Origin of the sequence: Faecalibacterium sp. OF04-11AC (assembly GCF_003460645.1) — a bacterium.
GTDB classification, from domain to species: Bacteria; Bacillota; Clostridia; order Oscillospirales; family Ruminococcaceae; genus Faecalibacterium; species Faecalibacterium prausnitzii_I.
The window spans coordinates 28,355-51,695 of sequence record NZ_QTVP01000001.1 but is presented as its reverse complement, the minus strand read 5'-3'; the positions used below and the strand labels follow the sequence as shown (position 1 = coordinate 51,695).

Here is a 23,341-nt window from a genome sequence, read left to right as displayed (position 1 = left end):
TGCTCCTTTTTAAAGAACGTGCCATTTGCGGGGCACAAAAACATCCTCGAACGTCCGGATGGCAAACTCATCGCTCATGCCGCTGATGTAGTCCGTCACCGCACGCTCCCGCCCCTCCTGATAGGCCAGCTGCAAATAGAAGTTGGACATCTGATCAATGTGGGTCAGGTAATATTCGTAAAGCTCCGTGAGCACTTTTTCCACTTTCTGCTCTTCCCGCTTGGCGGTGCGGTCCACATACACGTTGGCGTACATGAAATCTTTCAGGGCCAGAAACGCTTCGTGCTCCTCGGCTCCCACGCCAACATCTCCGTCGCTGTGGGCAAGGATGCTGCGGATCATGGTGGTGATGCGTTCGGATTTGGTATTGCCCAGCACCGCCGTGCACTCCTTGGGCAGGATGTCCGGGTCCAGCACACCGGCCCGGACGGCGTCCTCAATATCGTGGTTGACGAACGCGATCTGATCCGCCATCCGGACGATGCGCCCCTCCGGCGTGGCCGCCCAGGTACCCTTGGTGTGGGTCACAATGCCGTTCCGCACCTCCCAGGTCAGGTTGAGGCCCTGGCCCTCTTTTTCCAGCTTGTCCACCACCCGCAGGCTCTGCATATAGTGCTTGAAGCCATCGGGGCAGAGCTTGTTCAGGGCAGCTTCGCCCGCATGGCCAAACGGCGTGTGGCCCAGGTCGTGTGCCAGGCCGATGGCCTCGGTCAGGTCCTCGTTGAGCCGCAGCGCCCGGGCAATGGTCCGGGCCACCTGGGTCACTTCCAGCGTGTGGGTGAGGCGGGTGCGGTAAAGGTCGCCCTCCGGCGAGAGGAAGACCTGTGTCTTCTGTTTGAGGCGGCGGAACGCCTTGCAGTGGATGACGCGGTCCCTGTCCCGCTGGAACACGGGCCGGATGTCGTCCGGTTCTTCCTGCCGCTGCCTTCCCCGGCTCGCATCGCTGAACGTCGCCCAGGGGGCAAGGGTCAGCCGCTCGATCTCTTCGGTACGTTCCCGCACATTCATCCACAGTCCCTCGCTTTCTGTTATGTTGTCCTGCTCTCCCCTTTCTCAGCGCGCAGCGGATCCCAAACGCCGCGCCTTGGCAGTATTGTACCGCGTTTGTGCTGTCGAAAGGGGAAGATGCCTGTCTATTCTAAAAATAAAAGTTTATTTTGGATGGCAGGCCCTCTGCCTGTCATCCAAATTTTCTCTTTATGCCATCCAAGCCGTTCAGAACGGGGCGTAAAACGGCTTGGAAACGCTCACATTTGCCCCGCCCCGGGTCAGTTCCCGCAGCTGCTCCAGCAGCGGGAACTCGGTGCCCTCCGGCATCTGCCAGCGCAGAGCCACCCGATCCGTGAATTCCGGTTCGGCCAGCTTGGCCCCTGCCCCCTGGATCAGGAGGCTTGCCCGCTCATAGAGGGAGTAATCCACGGTCACGCTCAATTCAATGACGCTGCGCACCGTGACGACCTCCGCATTTTCCAGTGCCCGGGCCGTAGCCGTGGTGTAAGCCCGTACCAGGCCGCCCGTGCCCAGCAGCACCCCGCCAAAGTACCGGGTCACCACCACGATAAGGTCGGTCAGGCCGCTGTGCTGCAGCACTTCCAGTGCCGGGGTGCCCGCCGTCTTCGCCGGTTCGCCGTCGTCGGAGTAGCGCTCCCGGTTGCCCTCCCTCAGGCGGTAGGCATAGACGTTGTGGCGGGCGGTGCGGTTTTCCGCCCGCACTTTTTCCAGAAATGCCACAGCGGCCTCCTCGCTGTCCGCAAAGGAGAGCTGCGCAATAAAGCGGCTCTTTTTTTCTTCGTACTCGCCAATGGCCGTGCCCCGTATGGTGCGATAATCCTCCACAGTCTTCCTCCACAGTCTTCCTCCATATCCTCTCTCCGGCTCCCCTGGTAGGACAGACTCCCTCCGGCCGGAGGGAGATGCCGCGTCAGCGACAGAGGGAGGACGGCTGACCGCGCCAAAGCGCGGTTTGAGAGGTTTATTATCAAAATAAGTATAACATAAAAAAGAATACAAAAAAAGCCCGACAAATGTTCCTGCGCATCTGTCGGGCCGCGGTAATGGCTTATGTATTTGATTGTGGATCACTCGGTGACCAGCATTGCCCAGTTGGTACCGTAATCGCTGTTGGTGTCATAGTAGCAAGAAACGCACATCTTGCGGGCTTCCGGATCGAGGAGGATGGCACGGTGGCCATCGGAATTCATCCAGGAATTGACGACCTCTTCCGGCTGCGGCTGCCCCAGGCAGCAACTTCGCCAACGGCCTGATCTTTCACGTTAAAGGTGTTCAGCACGGTGAAGCAGCTGGTACCATCGGGACGGGTGTGGGAGTTGACCTCTGCCAGCTCACGAGCGCGGAGCTCGGTAGCGGCGTTCAGGTTTGCACCGCCCAGAACCAGGGCGTTCAGGCCGCGGCTGGTGCGCTCTTTGTTGACCAGAGTCAGGACCTGCTGAGAGAACTCGTCAGCGTTCACCGGGTAGGTGCAGATGACCACCCAGTAATCGCCGTACTCACCGCCATGATAGTGGCCGACGCCAATGTTCTTGACATTGCCATCCAGCAGGCAGGCGCGGAAGTAATCATTGCTCATCCAGGCTGCAACGGTCTCTTCAGGAGTCTCGGTGCCTGCCCAGTAAGCTTCGCCCACGGAAGCATCGGTCACGCCATACTCGCTGAGGATGGTGAACTCGCGCTGGCCATTGGGACGGACATAAGAATAGCGGGAGGTGAGCTCCTGTGCACGAGCCTGAGCGGCGTCGTTCAGGTTCTGGCTGCCGATGGTCACGGCAGAAACGCCAGCGTTTGCACGCTCCATGTTGATCAGCTGCAGGAACTGCTCGCTCTCGCTGCTGGAAGCAGCGGAAGCAGATGCTGCAAAAGCGGATACGACGCACAGCATAACAATGCAGAGCATCATTTTCAGAACATTGTTCTTACGCATATTCAAGACTCCTCGTTGACGATGTTGCAAAAAAGAGCATTGTAAACGCACCAAGAGCGTATACAATACTCTTTCAAGGTGCAACTGGCTGCCATTTTACAGGCCCTATAGCTTTGCGTCACAGCCTTTCGACTGCTTTGCCGGCTTATGAAAATTTACAATCTCTTCAACGAACTCCGAAGACTGCGTTTCTGTTCAGGCAAAAGAAAAAGAGCATTGAATTGCAACATACAGCAAAACAACACTCATACAAGTAATGTGCAACTGGCTGCCATTTTACAGGCCCTATAGCTTTGCGTCATAACCTTTCGGTCATTTTGCTAAATATTCAATTCGCAGTCTCCTTTTCAGGAGCCTTCCGGAAACTTATCCTCAGGGGAAAGTGTTCTGCTTTTCAGCACTCCGCTTTCCACAGCTGTAGTATAGCACGGCCTGTCATCCCTGTCAACCGTAAACCGTCAGAAATTGAAGATTTTTTTCACATCCTGTCGCGATCCGTCTCTCCCCTGCCTTTTGCAAACAAAAAAGAGAGGGCGGCTCTCCGGTACCGCCCTCTCTCAATGTTCAAAACGCCTCAGATTACTGAGCAGCCTTGGCTGCCTCGATCTGCTTGACCAGCTCGGGCACGACCTTGAACAGATCGCCCACGATGCCGTAATCGGCCACACCAAAGATGGGTGCGCCTCATTTTTGTTGACAGCGATGATGCACTCAGAATCCTGCATACCTGCGGTGTGCTGGATGGCACCGGAAATACCCAGAGCCACATAGATCTTGGGGTGCACGGTCTTGCCGGTCTGACCGACCTGATGGTCAGCAGTCATCCAGCCTGCATCGGTCACGGCACGGGAAGCGCCGACCACGCCGCCGCCCAGGGCTGCCGCCAGCTGCTCAGCCAGCTCGATGCCCTTGTTGACATCCTTGCTGATGCCGCGGCCCACAGAGACGATCACGTCCGCGCCGATCAGATCGACCAGCTTCTCAGCGGCCTTCTCAACGCTCAGCACTTCCGTCTTGATGTCGTCAGCGGTCAGGCTGAATGCGGGCTTCACAATCTGGCAGGCATCAGCCTTAGCCTGATCGAACGGAGCCTTCTTCATAACGCCGGGACGGACAGTGGACATCTGGGGACGGAAGCGGGGGCAGATGATGGTAGCCATCAGATGGCCGCCGAACGCGGGACGGGTCATCTTCAGGTTGCGATCCTCATAATCGAACTTCTGCTTGGAGAGGTCGATGGTGGAGCTCTCTTTCAGGAACTCGACATACTTTGCGGTATCCACATCCAGGTGGGTAGCATCAGCGGTCAGGCCGGTGTGCAGACGGGCTGCGCAGCGGGGGCCCAAATCGCGGCCAATGTTGGTCGCGCCGATCAGCAGGGCCTCGGGCTTGTACTCGTTGACCATGTCGCAGAGGACCTTGGTGTAAGCGTCGGTGGTGTAGTCTTTCAGCAGCGGGCTCTCGCAGACCATGACCTTATCGGCACCATAGCCGCCCAGCTCCTTGGCAATGCCTTCCACGTTGTCGCCCAGCAGCAGGCCGGTGACCTCGCAGTTCAGCTCGTCAGCCAGCTTACGGGCCTCGCTGACCAGCTCGAAATCGGTGGGCATCAGTTTGCCCTGGCGCTGCTCACAGAAGACCCATACGCCCTTGTACTCGTTAAAATCAGCCATTGTAATCCTATGCTCCTTTCATCAGATCAGGTGCTTCTTGGCCAGGATACCAGCCAGCTGAGCAGCGACATCGTCGCCCGTCAGCATGGTACCTGCGCCCTTCTGCGGAGGAGTGAAGGACTTAAAGACGTTCGTCGGAGAACCCTTCAGACCGATGGTATCGACCTCGATCAGCGGATCGTCCTTCAGAGCGTTGTAATCGAACACTTCCATCGGCTTGTCGTAGCAGGTGAAGATGCCATTGACGCTCATGTAGCGGGGCTCGTTCAGCTCCTTGATGCAGGTCAGCAGGCAGGGAGTCTGAACCTTGACCATCATGTAGCCGTCTTCCAGCATACGCTTCACGGTCAGGGTGTTGCCGTCTTTCTGGATGTCGGCAACGTAGGTCACCTGAGGCAGGTGCAGCTTCTCTGCGATCTGCGGGCCAACCTGAGCGGTATCGCCATCGATTGCCTGACGGCCGCAGAAGACAACGTCCTCGGGGCCAACGCCGATCTTATTGACAGCAGCAGCCAGAATCTGGCTGGTTGCAAAGGTATCAGAACCGCCGAACTCACGGCCGGAAACCAGAACAGCCTTGTCAGCGCCGCGGGCCAGCAGCTCACGCAGCATACCCTCTGCCGGCGGGGGACCCATGGTGACAACAACGACCTCGCAGCCGGTGGCGTCCTTGAGCTTCAGGGCAGCCTCCAGAGCGTTCAGGTCATCGGGGTTGGTGATGGTTGCCATGGAGGCACGGTCCAGCGTACCGTCCGCCTTGACGGCCACCTTACCGGAGGTATCAGGAACCTGCTTTACACAAACAATTGCTTTCATTGTAAATCTTGCCTCCCTTACTTCAGCAGAGCGCCGGAAATGACCATCATCTGCACTTCGCTGGTGCCCTCATAGATCTCCGTGATCTTGGCATCACGCATCATGCGCTCGATGGGATAGTCACGAGTGTAGCCGTAGCCGCCGAACAGCTGCAGGCAGCGGCGGGTCACGTCGCTGGCGGTGCGGGCTGCGATCAGCTTAGCCTGAGCGGCCTCAACACTATAGCGGACCTTTGCACCGTCCATAGCCTGCTGCTTCTTCAGAGCAGCTGCATAGACCAGGTACTTGGCAGCTTCCACGCGGGCCTTCATCTCAGCCAGCTCGAACTGGGTGTTCTGGAAAGCGGAAATGCTGCGGCCGAACTGCTTACGCTCTTTGACGTATGCAACGGTCTCTTCCAGAGCGCCCTCGGCAATGCCCAGAGCCTGGGAAGCGATGCCGATACGGCCGCCGTCCAGGGTAGCCATAGCCAGCTGGAAGCCCTTGCCGCGCACGCCCAGCATACGGTCTTTCGGAATGCGGCAGTCCTCAAAGATCAGCTCGCAGGTAGAAGAACCGCGAATGCCCATCTTGTCCTCAGCCTTGCCGACGGAGAAGCCCGGGTCGGTACGCTCCACGATGAAGGCAGAGCAGAGCTTAGTGGGACGACCGCGCTTATCCAGCACGTTATCGGTAACGGCGATGACGATGAACACATCAGCAAAGCCAGCGTTGGTGATGAAGATCTTGGAGCCATTCAGCACCCAGTAATCGCCATCTTCCTTAGCAATGGTCTGCTGACCCTGTGCATCGGTGCCAGCGCCCGGCTCGGTCAGGCCGAAAGCGCCCAGCCACTCGCCGCTGCACAGCTTGGCAGGTACTTTGCTTTCTGCTCAGGGGTGCCATTCTCATAAATAGGAGCAGCGCACAGGCTGGTATGAGCAGAGACGATGACACCGGTGGTGCCGCAGACCTTGCTCAGCTCCTCAACTGCCATGACGTAGGACAGGACATCGCCGCCTGCGCCACCCACGGAAGTGGGGAAATAAATGCCCATCATACCCAGCTTGCCCATCTTCTCGACGGTCTCTTTGGGGAAGTACTCTTCGGCGTCAACTTTCTTAGCCAGGGGCTTGACTTCGTTTTCAGCAAACTCGCGGTACATCTTCTGTACCATCTGCTGCTGCTTGGACAGAGTAAAATCCATCGCTATATCCTCCTAACGGGTATTTTTTCAGTTCCTGAGCAGTGCTTGTCCGCTCAGTGCAAACAAATTCCTCCCGGCCGCTTTCCCGCGGCCGGGAGAAACGTTTTTCAGAAATTACAGCTCATCAACAGGGGTCTTGGTGCGGTCTGCGTTGTAAACGTAGAAGCCCTTGCCGGTCTTGCAGCCCAGGTTGCCGCCGCGGACCATCTTACGGATCAGCGGGCAAGCACGATACTTGCTGTCGCCGGTCTCCTTGTACAGGACGTCCATGATGGCCAGGCAGATGTCCAGGCCGATGAAGTCGCCCAGCTCCAGGGGTCCCATGGGGTGGTTTGCACCCAGCTTCATAGCGGTGTCGATGCCAGCAATGTTGGAGACGCCCTCCATCTTGATGAATGCAGCCTCATTGATCATGGGGATCAGGATGCGGTTGACGACGAAGCCGGCAGCCTCGTTGACCTGCACAGGGTTCTTGCCGATGGCAACGGAGATCTCCTTGATCTTCTCAACGGTCTCAGCGGGAGTGTTGCAGCCTGCGATGACCTCGATCAGCTTCATGCGGTCTGCGGGGTTGAAGAAGTGCATACCGATCATGGGGCGGCTCAGGCCCTTGCCGATCTCAGTGATGGACAGGGAGGAAGTGTTGGAAGCAAAGATGCACTCGGGCTTGCAGATCTTATCCAGCTCGCCAAAGGTGGTCTGCTTGACTTTCATGTCCTCAAATGCAGCCTCAACGATCAGGTCGCAGTCCGCGCACAGGTCCTCTTTCAGGCCCGGGGTGATGGCACCAACGATGGCGTCCACTTTCTCCTGGGTCATCTTGCCCTTAGCGATCAGCTTCTCGTAGCCCTTCTTGATCTTTGCCAGACCATTCTCGGCCCACTCCTGCTTGATGTCACACAGAGCAACGGTGTTGCCCTCAACCTGTGCAAATGCCTTTGCGATGCCCTGGCCCATAGTGCCAGCGCCAATAACACCGATCTTCATAGGATATCTCTCCTTTAAATATTTGATGTTAAGTAATCTTTTCTTACGCTCTCCCCTCTCCCGGGGAAAGCTTAAAACCGGAATGTTTTAGTTGTTGGTGAACACTGCCTTGGGCTTCGGCTTCTCACGAGAGAGGAAGCATGCCATACCCTCGACCTGATCGTGGGTCTCGAAGCAGTCGCCAAACAGCTTTTCTTCCACTTCCACAGCCTTTTCAATGGGGAGGCTGATGCCGTCATTGATGGCTTTCTTGCAGTTGCGCACTGCAATGGGAGCGTTCTTGGCGATCTTGCCAGCCAGCTTCAGGACATTCTCCATCAGCTCAGCCTGCGGATACACGGCGTTGACCAGGCCAATGCGCAGAGCCTCGTCAGCCTTGATGTTCAGGGCCGAGTAGACCAGCTGCTTTGCCATGCCCATGCCGACCAGACGAGCCAGCCGCTGGGTGCCGCCGAAGCCCGGGGTGATGCCCAGACCGACTTCCGGCTGGCCGAAGACAGCGTTGTCGGAGCAGATGCGGATGTCGCAGCTCATTGCCAGCTCGTTGCCGCCGCCCAGTGCAAAGCCGTTGACCGCTGCAATGACGGGGACGGGGAAGCTCTCGATCATGAGGAAGACATCGTTGCCCAGCTTACCAAAAGCTTCGCCCTCTGCCTTGGTCATGGTGCTCATGGAGCCGATATCCGCGCCGGCCACAAAGCTCTTGTCGCCCTCGCCCGTCAGGACGATGCAGCGGATGGTGTTCTGATCCACAGCCTCAAAAGCTGCTTTCAGGTCAGCCAGAACTTCGGGGTTCAGGGCGTTCAGTGCCTTGGGACGATCGATGGTGATGATCTCGACAGCGCCCTGCACCTCGGTTTTTACAAATGCCATTGTGAAAACCTCCATTCATTTTTCAAAGCAGTCCCCGGGCAGAGGCCACTCCCCTGCCCGGGACTGTTATTCTACTTATTTGTTTCCCGTGGAGAACTTAGTCCATCTCAACGATGGTAGCGCAGCCCATGCCGCCGCCGATGCACAGGGTAGCCAGGCCCTTCTTAGCGCCGCGATGCTTCATCGCGTACAGCAGGGTGACCAGGATACGAGCGCCGGAAGCGCCGACCGGGTGGCCCAGAGCAATTGCGCCGCCGTTGACGTTCAGCTTCTCCTGATCAAAGCCCAGAGCCTCGCCGACAGCCACAGACTGTGCCGCGAATGCCTCGTTAGCCTCGATCAGATCCATATCAGCAACGGTCAGGCCGGTCTTTGCCATGACTTTCTTGGTAGCAGCGATGGGGCCCAGACCCATGACTTCGGGCTCAACGCCAGCCAGAGCGCCTGCGACCCAGGTAGCCAGAGGCTTCACGCCCAGCTCCTTGGCCTTCTCCTCGCTCATCACGACCAGAGCAGCAGCACCGTCGTTGATAGCGGAAGAGTTGCCGGCGGTCACGATGCCGTCCTTGGTGAAAGCAGGCTTCAGGGTGCCCAGCTTCTCAACAGGGGTCAGACGGGGGCCTTCATCGGTATCGAACACGGTGTCGCCCTTCTTGCCCTTGATGACAACAGGAACGATCTCATCCTTGAACGCGCCGTCCTTAATGGCCTTGTCAGCCTTGACCTGGCTGTTGTAGGAGAACTCATCCAGCTGCTGACGGGTGATGGGGCTGTAGCCGTACTTCTTCTGGTAGGTCTCGTTGGTGCAGACATTCTCAGCGGTCATGCCCATGTGCTTGTTGAAGCCGCATGCATCCCACAGAGCATCATTGACCATGGTGTCCACCAGCTCGCTCTTGCCCATGGGAGCGCCCATGCGGTAGCCGTAGCGGCCCTTCATCATTGCGAACGGAGCCATGTCCATGTTCTCCATACCACCGGCGACCACGATGTCAGCATCGCCAGCCTCGATCATCTGAGCAGCCATGTTGACGCAGTTCAGGCCAGAGCCGCAGACCACGTTGACGGTGACGGCGGGGGTCTCAATGGGCAGACCGGCTTTCAGGGCAGCCTGACGGGCAACATTCTGACCCAGGCCAGCCTGGATGACGCAGCCCATGTAAACATGATCGACCTGCTCGGGAGCCACGTTAGCGCGGTTCAGAGCCTCCTTGATAACGATGGAGCCCAGCTCCGCAGCGGGGACGTTTGCCAGGGTGCCGCCGAACTTGCCAATGGCGGTACGGCATGCAGATGCGATAACAATTTTCTTCATGTTAAAAGCCTCCTGAATTTATGTTGGGTGATTTTAGAGCCTTTGTTATTCAAAACGCCCGTGGGCGCTTTTGCATGGGATTCAGAGCTTTCCGGCTTCCCGCAGGGCGTTCATCTTCCGTTCGACCGCCGCCTCCACATTGGGGGTAACGAACTTGGAGATGTTGCTGCCGTAGTGGGCGGCCTCCTTGACGATGGTCGAGGAGAGGTAGCTCCATTTGATGCTGGTGGCAAGGAACATTGTTTCAATGCCAGGCATCAGCGCGTGGTTCGTCTGGGCCAGCTGGATCTCGTTTTCAAAATCCGTCACGGCCCGCAGGCCCCGCACCATCACCGAAGCGTGCTTCTTTTTGGCAAAATCCACAGTCAGGCCGTCGAAGCTCTCCACGGTGACATTCGGGATGTCCTTACAGCACTCTTTCAGCAGCTCTACCCGCTCCTCAATGGTGAACAGAGGGTCTTTCGCGCTGTTGATGAGCACAGCCACGATCAGTTTGTCGTTGATCTTTGCCGCGCGCTTGATGATATCGAGATGGCCCCGGGTGACAGGGTCGAATGAGCCGGGATAAATTGCCGTTACCATGGTGTCCTCCTTGTGCGCTTGGGTGAAAAGCGCGTTTTGGTTCTGCCATGATAGCACTTTCCAGTCTCCGGGGCAAGCAGCGCCTCGTCATATCGTTAATTTTTAAACAATTAACGGTGCACACCAGCGCGCACACTTGCTACGATACTAGTAAACCATATTGTCAAAATTTTATCAAGACCATTTTCTGAAAAATTTGTTTTTGCCGTACCAAACTATCGTCATAAAATGCTAAGATTTTTAGTCAAATTGCCATCAGCTCCGATTTTTTCGCAACAGGGTATTGATTCTGCAATTTGTTAATGTTATAACTAAGTTGCATGGCATCAGGATATCACTCACCTGTGAAAGTCATGTGTACAGATTGCATCCATTTGGTAAATACTCTGTACATTTTATATCGTTCCGCAGGGAACTGTAAGGTTATATTGTTCCGCAGGGAATTGTAAGAATTTACAATTTCTTTATGTTATTATCGGAGAGGATGGTTTATAATGGATTTTATGGAACTGTACGCGCAGAAAAAGATGACTGCCGAGCAGGCTGCCGCTCAGGTCAAGAGCGGTGACTGGGTCGATTACGGCTGGGCGGTCAACACGCCTGTGGCTGTGGACGCGGCGCTGGCCAAGCGCCTGCCCGAGTTGGAGAACGTCAACTTCCGCGGCGGTATCCTGATGTGGGTGCCCGAGATCTTCCAGATCGACGACCCGGCTGCCCACATGACCTGGAACAGCTGGCACATGGGCGGCATTGAGCGCAAGGCCATTGCACAGGGCTTCTCGTTCTACTCCCCCATCCGCTACTCGGAGCTGCCCCGCTACTACCGCGAGAGCCCGGACCCGCTGGATGTTGCCATTTTCCAGGTGACTCCCATGGACGAGCACGGCTATTTCAACTTTGGCCCCAGTGCAAGCCATCTGGGTGCCGTGTGTGAGAAAGCCAAGAAGATCATCGTGGAAGTCAACACCAACATGCCCCGGTGCCTGGGCGGCATGGAGAACTGCGTGCATATTTCCAAGGTAAGCGGCATCGTGGAGGGCAGCAACCCGCCCATCGGCCAGATGGCTGCCGCCGGCCCCGCCTCCGAGGTGGACCTCAAGGTGGCAAACCTGGTGGTGCCCCTCATCCCCAACGGTGCCTGCCTGCAGCTGGGCATCGGCGGTATGCCCAACGCCATCGGCAGCCTGATCGCACAGAGCGACCTGAAAGACCTGGGCGTCCACACCGAGATGTATGTTGACGCGTTCGTCGATATCGCCAAGGCCGGCAAGATCACGGGTGCCCACAAGCAGCTGGACAAGGGCCGTCAGGTCTACGCGTTCGGTGCCGGCACCAAAAAGATGTACGACTACCTCGATAACAACCCCGAGTGCATGTCCGCTCCCGTGGATTACACCAACGATATCCGCAGCATCTCGGCTCTGGACAACTTCATCTCCATCAACAACGCGGTGGATATCGACCTGTTTGGCCAGGTGAATGCTGAGAGCGCCGGTATCAAACACATCTCGGGTGCCGGCGGCCAGCTGGACTTCGTGCTGGGTGCTTACCTTTCCAAGGGCGGCAAGAGCTTCATCTGCCTGTCCTCTACCTTTATGAATAAGAAGACCGGCAAGCTGGAGAGCCGCATCCGCCCCACGCTGGAGAACGGCAGCATCATCACGGATACCCGTGCCAACCTCCACTATCTGTGCACCGAGTACGGCTGTGTCAACCTCAAGGGCCTGACCAGCTGGGAGAAAGCCGAAGCCCTCATCAGCGTGGCGCACCCGGATTTCCGTGAGCAGCTGATCGCCGAGGCCGATAAAATGCATATCTGGCGCAGGAGCAACAAGCGCTAAGCATCGCCGCAGGGATTCCTGCTGTCTGCGGCGGGAATGGAGTCTGCCATGATGGACAAAAAACCACACATCAAGCCCTACCTCTACGGGATGCTCGCAGGGTTCGGGGCCATCAGCCTGAGCATCATCTTTTTCTTTTTCATCTACCGCTTTGAGGGTTTTGGCGACGCTGTCTCCAAACTGACCAGCATCCTGATGCCGTTCATCTACGGCGCGGTCATCGCCTACCTGCTCAAGCCGGTGTGCAACACGGTGGAAAACTTCCTCCACCGCCTCTTCCCGGAAAAGATGAAAGGGCTGGTCAGTGCGCTGTCCGTCGCGGCCACCCTTCTGTTCGGCCTGCTGGTGATCTATGCCCTGTTTATGATGATCATTCCCCAGCTGGTCACCAGCGTTACCACCTTGTACTACACGGCCCGCGCCAACCTGAACAACTTCATCCGCTGGGTCAACAATCTGGAGTTCGTGGCCGACAACGAGGTCATTATGGACTACGTCAATAAGGCCTACAACGCCATCTCGGTGGATCTGGACAGCTGGATCAAAAACACCCTGATGCCCTCCATGCAGAACATCGTCAGCGGCGTGGGCATCGGCGTGCTGAATGTGGTCACCGTCTTCAAAAACCTCATCATCGGCATCATCGTGGCCATCTACCTGCTGGCCAGCCGCAAAAAGTTTGCCCAGCAGGCCAAGCTCATCCTCTACAGCATCCTGAAGCCCCGCTGGGCCGACACGATGCTCAACGAGGTGCTCTATGCCGATAAGATGTTCGGCGGCTTTATCAATGGCAAGATCATGGACTCCGCCATCATCGGCGTGCTGTGCTACATCGTCTGTGCCATCGTCAAGTTCCCCAGCGCGCTGCTGGTGTCGGTCATCATCGGTGTCACCAACGTCATCCCGTTCTTCGGGCCGTTCATCGGCGCGGTTCCTGCCACCCTGCTCATCCTGATCCAGAGTCCCATCAAGGCGCTCTGGTTCGTCCTCTTCATCCTGATTCTGCAGCAGCTCGACGGCAACGTCATCGGGCCCAAGATCCTGGGCAACTCCACGGGTCTGTCCAGCTTCTGGGTGCTGTTCGCCATCCTGCTGTTCGGCGGCCTGTGGGGCTTTGTGGGCATGATCATTGGTGTGCCGCTCTTTGCCGTCATCTACGACGTGGTCAAAAAGCTGGTCATCCACGGCCTGCGCCGCAACGATGAGCTGGAGATGCTGGGCACCTACCACGAGGCCTTTGGTGACCCGGAGGAGGACATCCCCGCCGCGCCGGAGGCCCCCGCCCAGAACGAAGAATAATTTCCCGGACCGTATAAAAGAGCTGCCGCGCAAGGGTTTTATCCCTCACGCGGCAGCTCCTTTTTGCGTTTTATTACAGCTCGATGACCTCCAGGTCTTCCGGCACAAACAGATTGCCGTGGAAATACTGCCTGCCCTCGGCGGTGTACAGCTCCTTGCGGCGGGCGATGTTCTGATCCTCCGTGTGGTAGAGCAGCAGGTTCTTCACGCCCAGGCTCTCGGCCAGCTCTGCCGCGTCTTTCACGGTGGAGTGGTGTTTCTCATAGGGGTGGAAGATATCCGCCTGCCCGTGGAGGCAGAACGCCTCATGCAGCAGCCAGGTGCTGTGCTCGGCGTACTGCTTCTCGCACTCGTTGTAGGGCTCGTCACCGCAGCAGGTCAGCTTTTCGCCGCTGCCCAGCTCCATGCAGAAGCCATACTGCTTGGCCTTGGTGGAGCCGATATCAAAAAACGTGGTCTTCCGGCCCAGGATGGTCTTCTCTTCCCCGTCGGCCACCGCAATGAGGTGCAGGCGGCTGTCCAGGAACGGCAGCTCCTTTTTCTGCAGCAGCTTGCCCGCCAGGTCCCGCAGCAGGGCAATGACCTCATCGTGGGCGTAGATGGTCGCCTCGCCCTCGTAGGTACCTTCCGCATGTGCTGGCAGATCATCCGCATCATCCAGATGATGCCCAGCAAGTGGTCGATGTGCTTGTGGGTGACAAAGATGGTGCGCATCTGCCGCCAGTCCAGCCCGGCGTACTTGAGCTGATGCAGCACGGTCATTCCGCCGCCGCCATCCACCATAAAGTGGTCATTGCCATCGCTCAGAACAAAACAGGTATTGTAGCACTCCGTTACCAGTGCATTGCCTGTGCCCAACATAGTCAGTTTCATAGTCTGCTTCTCCTCAAAAACTCTCTTGTTCCCGGCCAGAACCGCCGGCTTTTAGTATAACATAGTGCAGGCCGTGTTTCCACCGGCAGGGCCATTCCAAAATCGAATTTTCCCCGGTATGCACAAAGGCCCCGCCTCCGTGAAAGAGGCAGGGCCTTTGGCATCATTCATTCGAAGAGTAAAACCCTCTCCGTCAGCGCCCACGCGCTGCCCCCTCTCCCAAGGGAGAGGCAAGTCTTCCCCCTTTGGGGGATCTGGCAAACCCGACAGGATTTGACTGAGCGGGTCAGACAGCGGGTTTCCAATCTTTATAGTTCTCGTAGCGGCTCTCTTTGATTTCGGTGTGGGACCAGATCTCATCCGCCATGGGCTGCCAGCTCTCCGCATAAGCCTTGCACTTATCACACAGGTGGTCCACCGTCTCCGGCGACTGCATATCCGTGTTGTGGGCCCCCGTCTCGTGCACCATCTGGCGCAGCAGCTCGGGGTTTTCCAGCATCGGGCAGGGGCGCAGGTGGTTCTTGTTGAACGGCTGGCCGTTGTGGTACGCCATAAACAGCGGGCTGTGCAAGATCTCCAGAATGCTGCTGTCGTGGATGTTGGCGTTGGAGTAGTGGATAAAGACACAGGGCTCCGCGTCGCCCGCCGAGTTGATATGGAAGTAGTTGCGTCCGCCGGCGATGCAGCCGCCCACAAACTCGCCGTCGTTCTGGAAGTCCATGGGGTAGAACGGGATATCGCTCTTCTCAGAGCGCAGGTAGCGGATGCGGTCGATCATATATTTGCGCTGGGCAGGGCTGGGCATCAGCTCCGGAGCGGCATCGTTGCCCACCGGCATATAGTGGAAGTAGAACCCGAAGTGGGCGCCTTTCTCGCAGAGCATCCGCATAAAGTGGTCGCTGGTCACGGCCTCGAGGTTGGCACTGGTGTAGCAGATGGAAGTGCCAAACAGAATGCCGTACTCCTTGAGCAGGTCCATGGCGTGCATGACAGCGTTATAGTGGCCGTCGCCGCGGCGGGCGTCGTTGGTGGAGGGAGTGCCCTCAATGGACAGCATGAACGCAATGTTGCCCAGCCGGACCACCTCTTTGCAGAACGGCTCATCAATGAGGGTGGAGTTGGTGTAGATGGCAAACTGCACATCATTGTGCTTCTCGGCCAGCTTGAGGATATCCGCCTTGCGGACCAGCGGCTCGCCGCCCGTCAGCATATAGAGGTAGACGCCCAGCTCCTTGCCCTGAGTGATGATCTTATCCATATCTGCAAAGCTGAGGTTGTTCTTGTGGCCGTACTCCCCGGCCCAGCAGCCCACGCAGTGCATGTTGCAGGCCGAGGTGGGGTCAAACAGGATCAGCCAGGGGATGTTGCACTGGTACTTGACGCGGTTCTCCCGGATGGTCTTGGTGCCCCGGAAAAACGCCTCGTACCCCAGGTTGAGAGCCGTGGTGCGGGCCACGTTGGGGTTGGTCTGGTCCAGCACGCAGTTGATGAGCTTGGACCACTTGCTGTCCGGGTTGCCCAGCACCAGACGGGCATGGTCATAGGTCTCCTCGCTGAAGCTGTCGCCATAGAACTGCTTTGCAAAATCGACCATCTGAACCATGGCTTTCTGGCGGTCTTTATGGACATGGGAAAGCGCTACATCGATCAGCTTCCCCGCTGCGGCGCGCTCCATCTTATGGGTCAGGGAATCAAATGTCGTGTTGCTCATAACCTGTTTCCTCCTGCGTGTTCTCTCCCGGGCGGTGTGGGTCGCCTGGGAATTTCTCTTTGCTCAAAGTGTAGCATTCTCCGCGCGGGCAGGCCATAAACAGACAAAGCGCCGTGATGGAAAACCCATCACGGCGCCTGTTTTGATGAAACTTTGTTAATCCTTTGGCAGGGCAACCGTACCGCCGCCGGCCTGAAACTTGAGCAGCGTGCGGCGGATGCCGCCGTGCAGCAGCTTGTTGAGCCGCCGGGTCAACAGTATGGGGTCGGTCTTCATATCCTTGCGGATCCATTCCAGCACCATGCCCACCAGCGCATACTTGAAGAAATCAATGACGAACTGTTTGTCCTCATCCTGAATGGAGATGTCCTGCGTTTCCTTATCCACAAATTCGTGGAGCAGCGGGTCCACTATTTTATAGAGGTACTGTTCCACCTGCTCCTGGCTGATGGAACGGTAAACATTGAGAACCAGCAGCTTATTCTCCTGAATTTTGAGCAGAACGTCCAGGAACGCTTTATCCCAGTCGTCGATGTCTTTCCGGCCCTCCATCGCCTGCCGGGCATCCTCCACCATGATCCAGTCCACCAGATCATAGATATCCTTAAAATGGTAGTAAAACGTCATCCGGTTGACACCGCAGTCCTCGGTGATATCGTTGATCGTGATTTTATTGAGCGGCTTTTGAACCAGCAGCTTTTTGAGCGAAGCTTCCAGCGCCCGTTTTGTCGTCTGTGCCACAAGACCCATCCTTTCCCGGCTGTGCTCCGCGCGGGCACGGCCTGTTTCACTGGGAAGCAACAGCTTCCATAGGTAAGCATACCGCAAAGCAGGAACGGTTTGCAAGTAGATTTTCCGTCTTTTCCATGAATATTCTGTGTTTTCAGCAAGTTGCAAAGAATCTTTTCCAGACTTTCGTCGGTTTTCCTCTTGACAAGCGTAAACTGCACATTGTTTCTTTCTTCCATAACACCCGGCAAAAAATTCCGCCCTCCTCTTGATTTCTCCCCCCTCCCCGCTTACAATGGAATCACATGGCGAAACAGGTTCGCCACGGAGAAAGCGAAGCGCGCTTTGTATTGGGAAAGAGGTTTTTGCTATGATCAAAACCATTGGATTTTTAGGCTGCGGCAACATGGGCGGTGCCATCGCCCGGGCGGTGTGCAAGGCCGCCGACCCGCAGAACGTCTATCTGGCCAACCGGACGGCCTCCAAAGCCGAAAAACTGGCCGGGGAGCTGGGCTGCAATACCACCACCAACGCGGAGGTGGCGGCCCGGTGCGACCTGATCTTCCTGGGTGTCAAGCCTCAGATGATGGAATCCCTGCTGGCCCCGCTCAAGTTCAGCCTGAACGAGCGGCCCGGCCGCTTCATCCTCTGCAGCATGGCGGCAGGCCTTTCCATTACCCGCATCCAGGAGATGGCAGGCGAAGATTACCCCGTCATCCGCATCATGCCCAACACCCCCGCCATGGTGGGTGCCGGCATGATCCAGTACTGCTCCTCCAACGTGACCGCTGAGGAAGAGGCCGAGTTTTTGAAGCTGATGGCCCCGGCCGGCCGGCTGGATGCCGTGCCGGAATCCCTCATCGACGCGGCCAGCTGCGTGTCCGGCTGCGGCCCGGCCTGGGTGTACCAGTTTATTGAGGCACTGGCCGACGGCGGCGTGGCCTGCGGCCTGCCTCGGGCCAAGGCGCAGGAGTACGCCGCCCAGATGGTGTTGGGCAGTGCCAAGATGGTGCTGGAAAGCGGCCAGCACCCCGGTGCCCTCAAGGACGCCGTGTGCAGCCCCGGCGGCAGCACCATCCAGGCGTCCGGGTGCTGGAAGAAAAGGGCCTGCGGGGCGCTGTCATCGACGCCGTGCTGGCCGCCTACGATAAGACCAAAGAGATGGGAAAGGGTTAACGCGTTATGCGCATCGTGATCAAAGTAGGCACCTCCACCCTGGCTCACTCCACCGGGCGGCTGAACATCCGCCATGTGGAAGAGCTGGTCAAGGTGCTGAGCGACTTGAAAAACGCCGGGCACGAGGTCATCCTCGTCTCCTCCGGTGCCATCGGGATGGGCGTGGGCAAGCTCTCGCTCCCGGCACGCCCCACCGATATGTCCACCAAGCAGGCCTGTGCGGCCGTGGGCCAGTGTGAGCTGATGTACACCTACGACCGCCTGTTTACGGCCTACAGCCACACCGTGGCCCAGATCCTGCTCACGGGCGTGGACATTGAGCACACCGAGCGGCGGCAGAATTTCCAGAACACCCTCTCCCGCCTGCTGGAACTGGATGCCCTGCCCATCATCAATGAGAACGACACCGTGGCCACCGATGAGATCACCTCCATTGGTGATAACGATACGCTGGCCGCCATCGTCTGCTGCTGCGCCAAGGCCGATTTGCTGGTGCTGCTGAGCGACATCGACGGCCTGTACACCGCCAACCCCCACACCCACCCGGAAGCAGCGCTCATCCCGCTGGTGGAAGAGATCACCCCGGACGTGATGGCGCTGGCCGACGGGGCCGGCTCGGCACTGGGCACCGGCGGCATGTCCACCAAGCTCCGCGCCGCCCGGATGGTGACCGCCAGCGGAGCCGATATGGTCATTGCCAACGGTGCGCACCCGGAGCTGCTCTATGACATTGCCGAGGGCAAACCGGCAGGCACCCGCTTTGCCGCACACCGACAGGAGGGCTGACCCATGACGACACAGGAAATTCTCGAAGCTGCCCGCGCGGCCAAGCAGGCCGTGGCGCTGGCCAGCAGCCGCACCCGGCAAAGCGTCCTGGAGCGGATGGCAGACGCCCTCTGCGCCCCGGACAGCGTGGAAGCCATTCTGGCCGCCAACGCGGAGGACATGGCTGCCGCCAAAGGGCACATCAGCGATGTGATGCTGGACCGCCTGGCTTTGACGCCGGAGCGGATCGGTGCCATGGCAAAGGGCATTTTAGAGGTGGCCGCCCTGCCAGACCCGGTGGGCGCGGTCCTGAACCGGGTGGAGCGCCCCAACGGGCTGGTGATAGAAAAGACCGCCGTGCCCATGGGCGTTATTGCCATCATCTACGAGAGCCGCCCCAACGTGACCAGTGACGCCGCCGCCCTTGCCATCAAGAGCGGCAACGCCTGCATCCTGCGCTGCGGCAAGGAGGCTGGCGGAGCGCCAGCGCCATCGTCACCGCACTGCGCCGGGGCCTGCGGGAGAACGGCCTGCCCGAAGCCGCCGTCTCTCTCATTGAGGACACCACCCACGCCTCCGCCAACGCCCTGATGACAGCCGTGGGCTATGTAGACCTGCTCATTCCCCGGGGCGGGGCCGGGCTCATCCGGGCCTGCGTGGAAAACGCCAAGGTCCCCTGCATCCAGACCGGCACCGGCATCTGCCACATCTTTGTGGATGACAGTGCCGACCAGCCCAAGGCACTGGAGATCATTGAGAACGCCAAAGCCAGCCGCCCCAGCGTCTGCAACGCGGAGGAAGTCTGCCTGGTGCACAGCGGCATTGCGGCAGAGTTCCTGCCCAAACTTGCCCAGCGGCTGGGCCCGGACCGCGCGGCCAGAGGGCTCCACCCCGTGGAGCTCCGGCTGGACGAGCGTGCCGCCACCCTCCTGCCCGGCATCGGTGTGCCCGCCGGGCCGCAGGATTTTGACACCGAGTTCCTTGATTACATTCTGGCCGTTAAAATCGTGGACAGCGTGGAGGAAGCCATTGCACATATCGCCGCCCACTCCACCGGCCACAGCGAGGCCATTCTGACCCAGGACAATGCCCATGCCGCTCAGTTTACCGCCGCGGTGGACAGCGCCGCGGTCTATGTCAACTGCTCTACCCGCTTTACGGATGGCGGCGAGTTTGGCCTTGGCTGTGAGATGGGCATTTCCACCCAGAAGCTCCACGCCCGGGGCCCATGGGCTGGCCGAACTGTGCAGCTACAAGTACATCATCCACGGCAACGGCCAGATCCGCTGATTTTACACAAGTTTTACATTCAAAACAGAAGTAAAAAATTTTCACGCTCCCGGTAATTCCCGGTGAAATTCACTCTGTTTCATTTGTTCCATTTCACGCTGTTTCGTACAGGCCCGTGTCCAAGCCGCACGGGCCTGTATTTTGTTTTATCGATATGGACTGTTTTTTCAGCACAAACATATTTTGCAAAGTGCTTGTCAAGAGTTTTGAAAGGATTTTTCACTTGTATCCAAATGTTCCCCATTCTTAACAATTATTAAGTCATACTTTTGCTCATTTTCTTGCTAAAATCACAACAAAACGCTTGACAAAGCCCTGTTTTCTGCGGTAAAACAATAATGGAAAGTTTGGGAATGATTCTAGTAGGTTTATGCCGAATGGAAAAAGTGTATTTGCAAAAAAGCCACCCCGCATCATTCGCCACCCACAACACTATACTGAGAATGAAGGAGAGAGCGCTATGACAATTGCCATTCTTGCACACGATTCCCGCAAGGAACTTGCACTTCAATTCTGTACCGCATACAGCGGGATCCTTTCCCGCAACACAGTCATCGCCACCGGTACCACCGGGCGGATGCTGGCCCAGGCCACCGGCCTGCCCGTGCACTGTTACCTCTCCGGCAAGCTGGGCGGCATCCAGCAGATTTCTTCCCGGGTCGCCTGCGATGAAGTGGATCTGGTGCTCTTCTTCCGCGACCCGCTCAAGGCGGACTCCGGCAATTCCAGCGAGCAGAACCTGCTCCGCCTGTGTGATATGCACAGTGTGCCCATTGCCACCAACATTGCTACTGCCGAGGTGCTGCTGCGCGGCCTGGACCAGGGCGACCTGGACTACCGCGACGGGATGCACCCGGAAATTCTGGAGCCCATTTCCGTCCACTGTGCCGTGTGCTGAAAAGCTCCGGCTTTGGCCGTTTGATCTGTTTGTGTATAGAGGGTATAAAAACAGCGCCGCAGAGCGTACCAAAACTCTGCGGCGCTGTTTTTTCTATTACGGAGCTCACGGTGGGAACGGCCTGCCCCGCGCTTTGGATTTTGTCTGGTTCAGTCCTTACTTTTCCAGGCCAGCCATCTGTTTGATGGCTTTCATGGCAAAGGTCAGGGTGCGGCCCATGGCCACACCGGCCATCAGGCAGGGATAGTTATTGGCAAAGAAACTGCCGGACATATCGCCAGTGACATACAGGCCGGGCATGGGCTTGTTGTCGTTATCCAGAGCCTGGCCTTTTTCGTTGATGGCAATGCCCTGCTCGGTGCACAGGAGGGAGGCGCCCAGCCAGCAGCCATAGAACGGAGCCTGGCGGATCGCACTCAGACGGTAAGCAGGCTTGCCGAAGTCCACATCGTTCTGGTTATCGTACAGCTCGTTGTAGCGGTCGATGGTAGCCAGGAACGTGTCCTTAGCCTCTCCGGTGAAGCCCAGCTTGTCGGCCAGCTCCTCGATGGTATCGCATTTGAAGAGTGCACCTGCCTCGATGGCTTCGTCCATCTTGCTCTGGAGATATGCCTCACCGCCGTTGCGGGTCTGGGCAGAGCAGCCGATGGTGTGGAACCGCTTGGCGTCTTCCAGAATGTTGGCATCGCAGATCTGGGCATAGACGCGGCCCGGCTGGTGGGCAGCGGCATAGACGATATCGTTATAGGGGCAGCTCTCGTTGGCAAAGCGCTCACCGTTGCGGTTCACCTTGAGGAACGGCTGGGTACCGGGGTTGTACTGGCGGATGGTGCCGGGGAAAGCCTTGCCGCCAAAGGCGCTCTCACTCTCCACATAACCGCCATCCACGCCGGGGGCCACGATGCCGCGGTCGAACAGCATGGGAGCAGCTTCCTTATCCAGGTTGGCGCCTGCCCAGACAGCGGCACGGATGCCGTAACCCTTATCGGACGGAGAGTAGGAGCAGGCCGTGGTGACAGAGGTACCCAGCGGGTCCAGCTGCTCCATCATGTAGGGGTTGCCAGGGAAGCCGCCGCAGGCCAGCAGGACGCCGTCGTTGGCGTTGTAGCGGATGAAGTGGCCATCCTCCGTGCTCTGGGCGATGATGCCCGTGATACGGCCGTCCGCGTCCTTTTCCAGTTTGGCAAGGCTGGTCTTGAAGTCCACGGTATAGCCCAGTTCCTCGATGTACTGCTGCAGCAGAACGTTGCGGGGCGTGCCGGACTTGGACTCACTGGCCATGTAGTTGTGCTCCTGCACCGGGAAGAGGTAATCGGTGTTGTGCTCGCCGTTCTCATCCGGCCACTTGGCCTCGTCCCCTGCCGTGAACTCGCACTCCCAGCCGTACTTGTCTTCCAGGATGCTGCGCATGAAATCGTGCATGGCGGCAGACTCGTTGATCCAGGTCTTGACGACCCGCTGGTCGCACTTGCCGGAAGCATAGCGGGAGATCTCGCTCAGGAGCTTGGCCTTATCAGTGGCGGGAGCGCCTGCGTCTTTGGCAGCGGAGGAATCGATGGCACCGTACCAGTGGCGGGTGTCCTGCACGGCGCTGTTCTGCTCCACCACCCGGAAGTTCAGGCCGTTGGCAGCGGCATAGGCAGCGGCAAACATGCCGCCGTTGCCTGCACCAACGATAACGATGTCGGTGTCGATGGTCTCAGTGATGGAAGCCTCATCGATGTCAGGCTCCTTGCCCAGCCAGTCGGTCTCGTCGCCCGTAGGCAGCTGGACCGAAGTCACGGTTGCCTCGCCCTTGGCCTGTGCAAAGCAGCTCTTGGCGGCTTTCATCACGGCATCGGACGTGATGGTGGAGCCGGAAACACCGTCGATCTCGCCGTTGGCGGAAGCCAGCAGCTGCTGCTTGAGCTGGTCGGCAGCGGCAGCGCCGTAGGAAGCGGTCTCACCGGAGGTATCCACGACCACATCGGTGACAGCGCTGTCCGAGAACGTCATGGTGACCTTGACGGTGGAAGAGATGCCCTCCGCGGTGCCCTCATAGGTACCGGGGATGTAGCTGCCCGGGGCAGCGGAAGCTGCACCCGAAGAAGCAGCACCGCCCTTACAGGCAGCCAGGGCACCGGCGGTCACGCCAGACATGGCAGCAGCGGCTGCGATTTTCAGAAAGCCTTTGCGGGAAATCTTGTTCATGGAGGTTTGATCCTTTCCTTGCTTCGTGATTTTACCATCTTATCTGCCCTTTGACGGGAAAGGCGACCTCGTTCGATAATAATTTAACACAAATCCCCAGCCCTGTCCTTTAAGAATTTTTAAGCTTCTTTGCCGCTTCCCAGCCCGATTTCCCGTTGATTTTACACGGGCAGGGCTGTTTTGTTATTTTTTTGCTTAT

16 protein-coding genes, 5 pseudogenes and 2 riboswitches are annotated in these 23,341 nt (G+C 58.0%); of the genes and pseudogenes, 6 read left to right on the top strand and 15 right to left on the bottom strand.

The annotated features are described in order from the left end of the window. Positions 1-9: 9 nt before the first annotated feature. The 11 genes and pseudogenes from DXA70_RS00245 to coaD form a co-directional block, all read right to left on the bottom strand. Positions 10-1,008: a deoxyguanosinetriphosphate triphosphohydrolase gene (locus DXA70_RS00245; RefSeq protein WP_128117217.1), complete on the bottom strand. Its 999-nt coding sequence runs from the start codon at positions 1,006-1,008 to the stop codon at positions 10-12. 207 nt (positions 1,009-1,215) lie between these two features. Then, the gene (locus tag DXA70_RS00240; RefSeq protein ID WP_128117216.1) at positions 1,216-1,836 is read right to left on the bottom strand and encodes a YigZ family protein; all 621 of its coding nucleotides are present in this window, start codon (positions 1,834-1,836) and stop codon (positions 1,216-1,218) included. Positions 1,837-2,078: 242 nt separating this feature from the next. Continuing rightward, positions 2,079-2,201, bottom strand: a complete 123-nt coding sequence (locus DXA70_RS13685; protein ID WP_199522831.1) for a hypothetical protein — start codon at positions 2,199-2,201, stop codon at positions 2,079-2,081. Next, on the bottom strand, positions 2,198-2,938 hold the full coding sequence (locus DXA70_RS00235; protein WP_199522830.1) for a CAP domain-containing protein: 741 nt from the start codon (positions 2,936-2,938) through the stop codon (positions 2,198-2,200). The genes DXA70_RS13685 and DXA70_RS00235 overlap by 4 nt, the downstream gene beginning before the upstream one ends. A 76-nt stretch (positions 2,939-3,014) precedes the next feature. After that, a riboswitch (cyclic di-GMP riboswitch) is annotated at positions 3,015-3,090 on the bottom strand. A 104-nt stretch (positions 3,091-3,194) separates the two neighbouring features. Next, positions 3,195-3,270: riboswitch (cyclic di-GMP riboswitch) on the bottom strand. A 247-nt stretch (positions 3,271-3,517) separates the two neighbouring features. Further along, a pseudogene (gene acrA / locus DXA70_RS00230) lies at positions 3,518-4,611 on the bottom strand (acryloyl-CoA reductase electron transfer subunit beta). Positions 4,612-4,632: 21 nt separating this feature from the next. After that, positions 4,633-5,427 carry an acryloyl-CoA reductase electron transfer subunit gamma gene (gene acrB, locus DXA70_RS00225; RefSeq protein ID WP_128117215.1) on the bottom strand — a complete coding sequence of 265 codons (795 nt, stop codon included), beginning with the start codon at positions 5,425-5,427 and terminating at the stop codon, positions 4,633-4,635. A 17-nt stretch (positions 5,428-5,444) separates the two neighbouring features. After that, a pseudogene (locus tag DXA70_RS00220) lies at positions 5,445-6,613 on the bottom strand (acyl-CoA dehydrogenase). A gap of 114 nt (positions 6,614-6,727) precedes the next feature. Then, positions 6,728-7,600, bottom strand: a complete 873-nt coding sequence (locus DXA70_RS00215) for a 3-hydroxyacyl-CoA dehydrogenase NAD-binding domain-containing protein (protein WP_022257781.1) — start codon at positions 7,598-7,600, stop codon at positions 6,728-6,730. Positions 7,601-7,687: 87 nt separating this feature from the next. Then, positions 7,688-8,473: an enoyl-CoA hydratase-related protein gene (locus DXA70_RS00210; protein ID WP_022257780.1), complete on the bottom strand. Its 786-nt coding sequence runs from the start codon at positions 8,471-8,473 to the stop codon at positions 7,688-7,690. 97 nt (positions 8,474-8,570) lie between these two features. Continuing rightward, a complete protein-coding gene (locus DXA70_RS00205; protein WP_128117214.1) occupies positions 8,571-9,788 on the bottom strand; it encodes an acetyl-CoA C-acetyltransferase in 1,218 nt (405 codons plus the stop codon). 81 nt (positions 9,789-9,869) lie between these two features. Beyond that, entirely contained in the window at positions 9,870-10,370 is a 501-nt protein-coding gene (gene coaD, locus DXA70_RS00200) for a pantetheine-phosphate adenylyltransferase (protein WP_022257778.1), read from the bottom strand. A gap of 494 nt (positions 10,371-10,864) precedes the next feature. Between coaD and DXA70_RS00195 the strand changes: the two genes are divergently transcribed. Together DXA70_RS00195 and DXA70_RS00190 are read left to right on the top strand one after the other, a co-directional pair. Next, the gene (locus DXA70_RS00195) at positions 10,865-12,211 is read left to right on the top strand and encodes a butyryl-CoA:acetate CoA-transferase (RefSeq protein WP_112115269.1); all 1,347 of its coding nucleotides are present in this window, start codon (positions 10,865-10,867) and stop codon (positions 12,209-12,211) included. A gap of 48 nt (positions 12,212-12,259) precedes the next feature. Beyond that, positions 12,260-13,510 (top strand): AI-2E family transporter, encoded by a 1,251-nt coding sequence (locus DXA70_RS00190; RefSeq protein WP_128117213.1) that lies wholly within the window; start codon positions 12,260-12,262, stop codon positions 13,508-13,510. Positions 13,511-13,583: 73 nt separating this feature from the next. Here the strand turns inward: DXA70_RS00190 and DXA70_RS00185 are convergent. The 3 genes and pseudogenes from DXA70_RS00185 to DXA70_RS00175 all read right to left on the bottom strand — a co-directional run bounded on the left by DXA70_RS00185 (position 13,584) and on the right by DXA70_RS00175 (position 16,844). Then, positions 13,584-14,383: pseudogene (locus DXA70_RS00185) on the bottom strand (MBL fold metallo-hydrolase). Positions 14,384-14,669: 286 nt separating this feature from the next. Beyond that, positions 14,670-16,094, bottom strand: coding sequence for a radical SAM protein (locus DXA70_RS00180; protein ID WP_128117212.1), 1,425 nt, complete (start codon positions 16,092-16,094; stop codon positions 14,670-14,672). 156 nt (positions 16,095-16,250) lie between these two features. After that, positions 16,251-16,844 (bottom strand): TetR/AcrR family transcriptional regulator, encoded by a 594-nt coding sequence (locus DXA70_RS00175; RefSeq protein WP_347553443.1) that lies wholly within the window; start codon positions 16,842-16,844, stop codon positions 16,251-16,253. A gap of 349 nt (positions 16,845-17,193) precedes the next feature. On the opposite strand from DXA70_RS00175, the pseudogene proC reads away from it, so the two are divergent. The 4 genes and pseudogenes from proC (at position 17,194) to DXA70_RS00155 (ending at position 20,952) form a co-directional block, all read left to right on the top strand. Then, positions 17,194-17,999 (top strand): annotated as a pseudogene (gene proC / locus DXA70_RS00170) (pyrroline-5-carboxylate reductase). A 6-nt stretch (positions 18,000-18,005) separates the two neighbouring features. Then, positions 18,006-18,785 (top strand): glutamate 5-kinase, encoded by a 780-nt coding sequence (gene proB, locus DXA70_RS00165; protein ID WP_022256981.1) that lies wholly within the window; start codon positions 18,006-18,008, stop codon positions 18,783-18,785. Positions 18,786-18,788: 3 nt separating this feature from the next. Further along, positions 18,789-20,054 (top strand): annotated as a pseudogene (locus tag DXA70_RS00160) (glutamate-5-semialdehyde dehydrogenase). Positions 20,055-20,514: 460 nt separating this feature from the next. Continuing rightward, the gene (locus DXA70_RS00155) at positions 20,515-20,952 is read left to right on the top strand and encodes a methylglyoxal synthase (protein ID WP_128117210.1); all 438 of its coding nucleotides are present in this window, start codon (positions 20,515-20,517) and stop codon (positions 20,950-20,952) included. A gap of 156 nt (positions 20,953-21,108) precedes the next feature. Here DXA70_RS00155 and DXA70_RS00150 read toward each other — a convergent pair whose 3' ends face one another. Further along, positions 21,109-23,142, bottom strand: a complete 2,034-nt coding sequence (locus DXA70_RS00150; RefSeq protein WP_128117209.1) for an FAD-binding protein — start codon at positions 23,140-23,142, stop codon at positions 21,109-21,111. Positions 23,143-23,341 lie beyond the last annotated feature (199 nt).

Bases quoted from the DNA above. Each gene is read 5' to 3' on its own strand.
- DXA70_RS00235 (WP_199522830.1), bottom strand. From the start codon at position 2,938: ATGCGTAAGAACAATGTTCTGAAAATGATGCTCTGCATTGTTATGCTG.
- DXA70_RS00175 (WP_347553443.1), bottom strand. From the start codon at position 16,844: ATGGGTCTTGTGGCACAGACGACAAAACGGGCGCTGGAAGCTTCGCTC.
- DXA70_RS00150 (WP_128117209.1), bottom strand. From the start codon at position 23,142: ATGAACAAGATTTCCCGCAAAGGCTTTCTGAAAATCGCAGCCGCTGCT.
- DXA70_RS00215 (WP_022257781.1), bottom strand. From the start codon at position 7,600: ATGAAGATCGGTGTTATTGGCGCTGGCACTATGGGCCAGGGCATCGCA.
- DXA70_RS00155 (WP_128117210.1), top strand. From the start codon at position 20,515: ATGACAATTGCCATTCTTGCACACGATTCCCGCAAGGAACTTGCACTT.
- acrB (WP_128117215.1), bottom strand. From the start codon at position 5,427: ATGAAAGCAATTGTTTGTGTAAAGCAGGTTCCTGATACCTCCGGTAAG.
- coaD (WP_022257778.1), bottom strand. From the start codon at position 10,370: ATGGTAACGGCAATTTATCCCGGCTCATTCGACCCTGTCACCCGGGGC.
- DXA70_RS00210 (WP_022257780.1), bottom strand. From the start codon at position 8,473: ATGGCATTTGTAAAAACCGAGGTGCAGGGCGCTGTCGAGATCATCACC.
- DXA70_RS00180 (WP_128117212.1), bottom strand. From the start codon at position 16,094: ATGAGCAACACGACATTTGATTCCCTGACCCATAAGATGGAGCGCGCC.
- DXA70_RS00205 (WP_128117214.1), bottom strand. From the start codon at position 9,788: ATGAAGAAAATTGTTATCGCATCTGCATGCCGTACCGCCATTGGCAAG.
- DXA70_RS13685 (WP_199522831.1), bottom strand. From the start codon at position 2,201: ATGAATTCCGATGGCCACCGTGCCATCCTCCTCGATCCGGAAGCCCGC.
- DXA70_RS00245 (WP_128117217.1), bottom strand. From the start codon at position 1,008: ATGAATGTGCGGGAACGTACCGAAGAGATCGAGCGGCTGACCCTTGCC.
- proB (WP_022256981.1), top strand. From the start codon at position 18,006: ATGCGCATCGTGATCAAAGTAGGCACCTCCACCCTGGCTCACTCCACC.
- DXA70_RS00195 (WP_112115269.1), top strand. From the start codon at position 10,865: ATGGATTTTATGGAACTGTACGCGCAGAAAAAGATGACTGCCGAGCAG.
- DXA70_RS00190 (WP_128117213.1), top strand. From the start codon at position 12,260: ATGATGGACAAAAAACCACACATCAAGCCCTACCTCTACGGGATGCTC.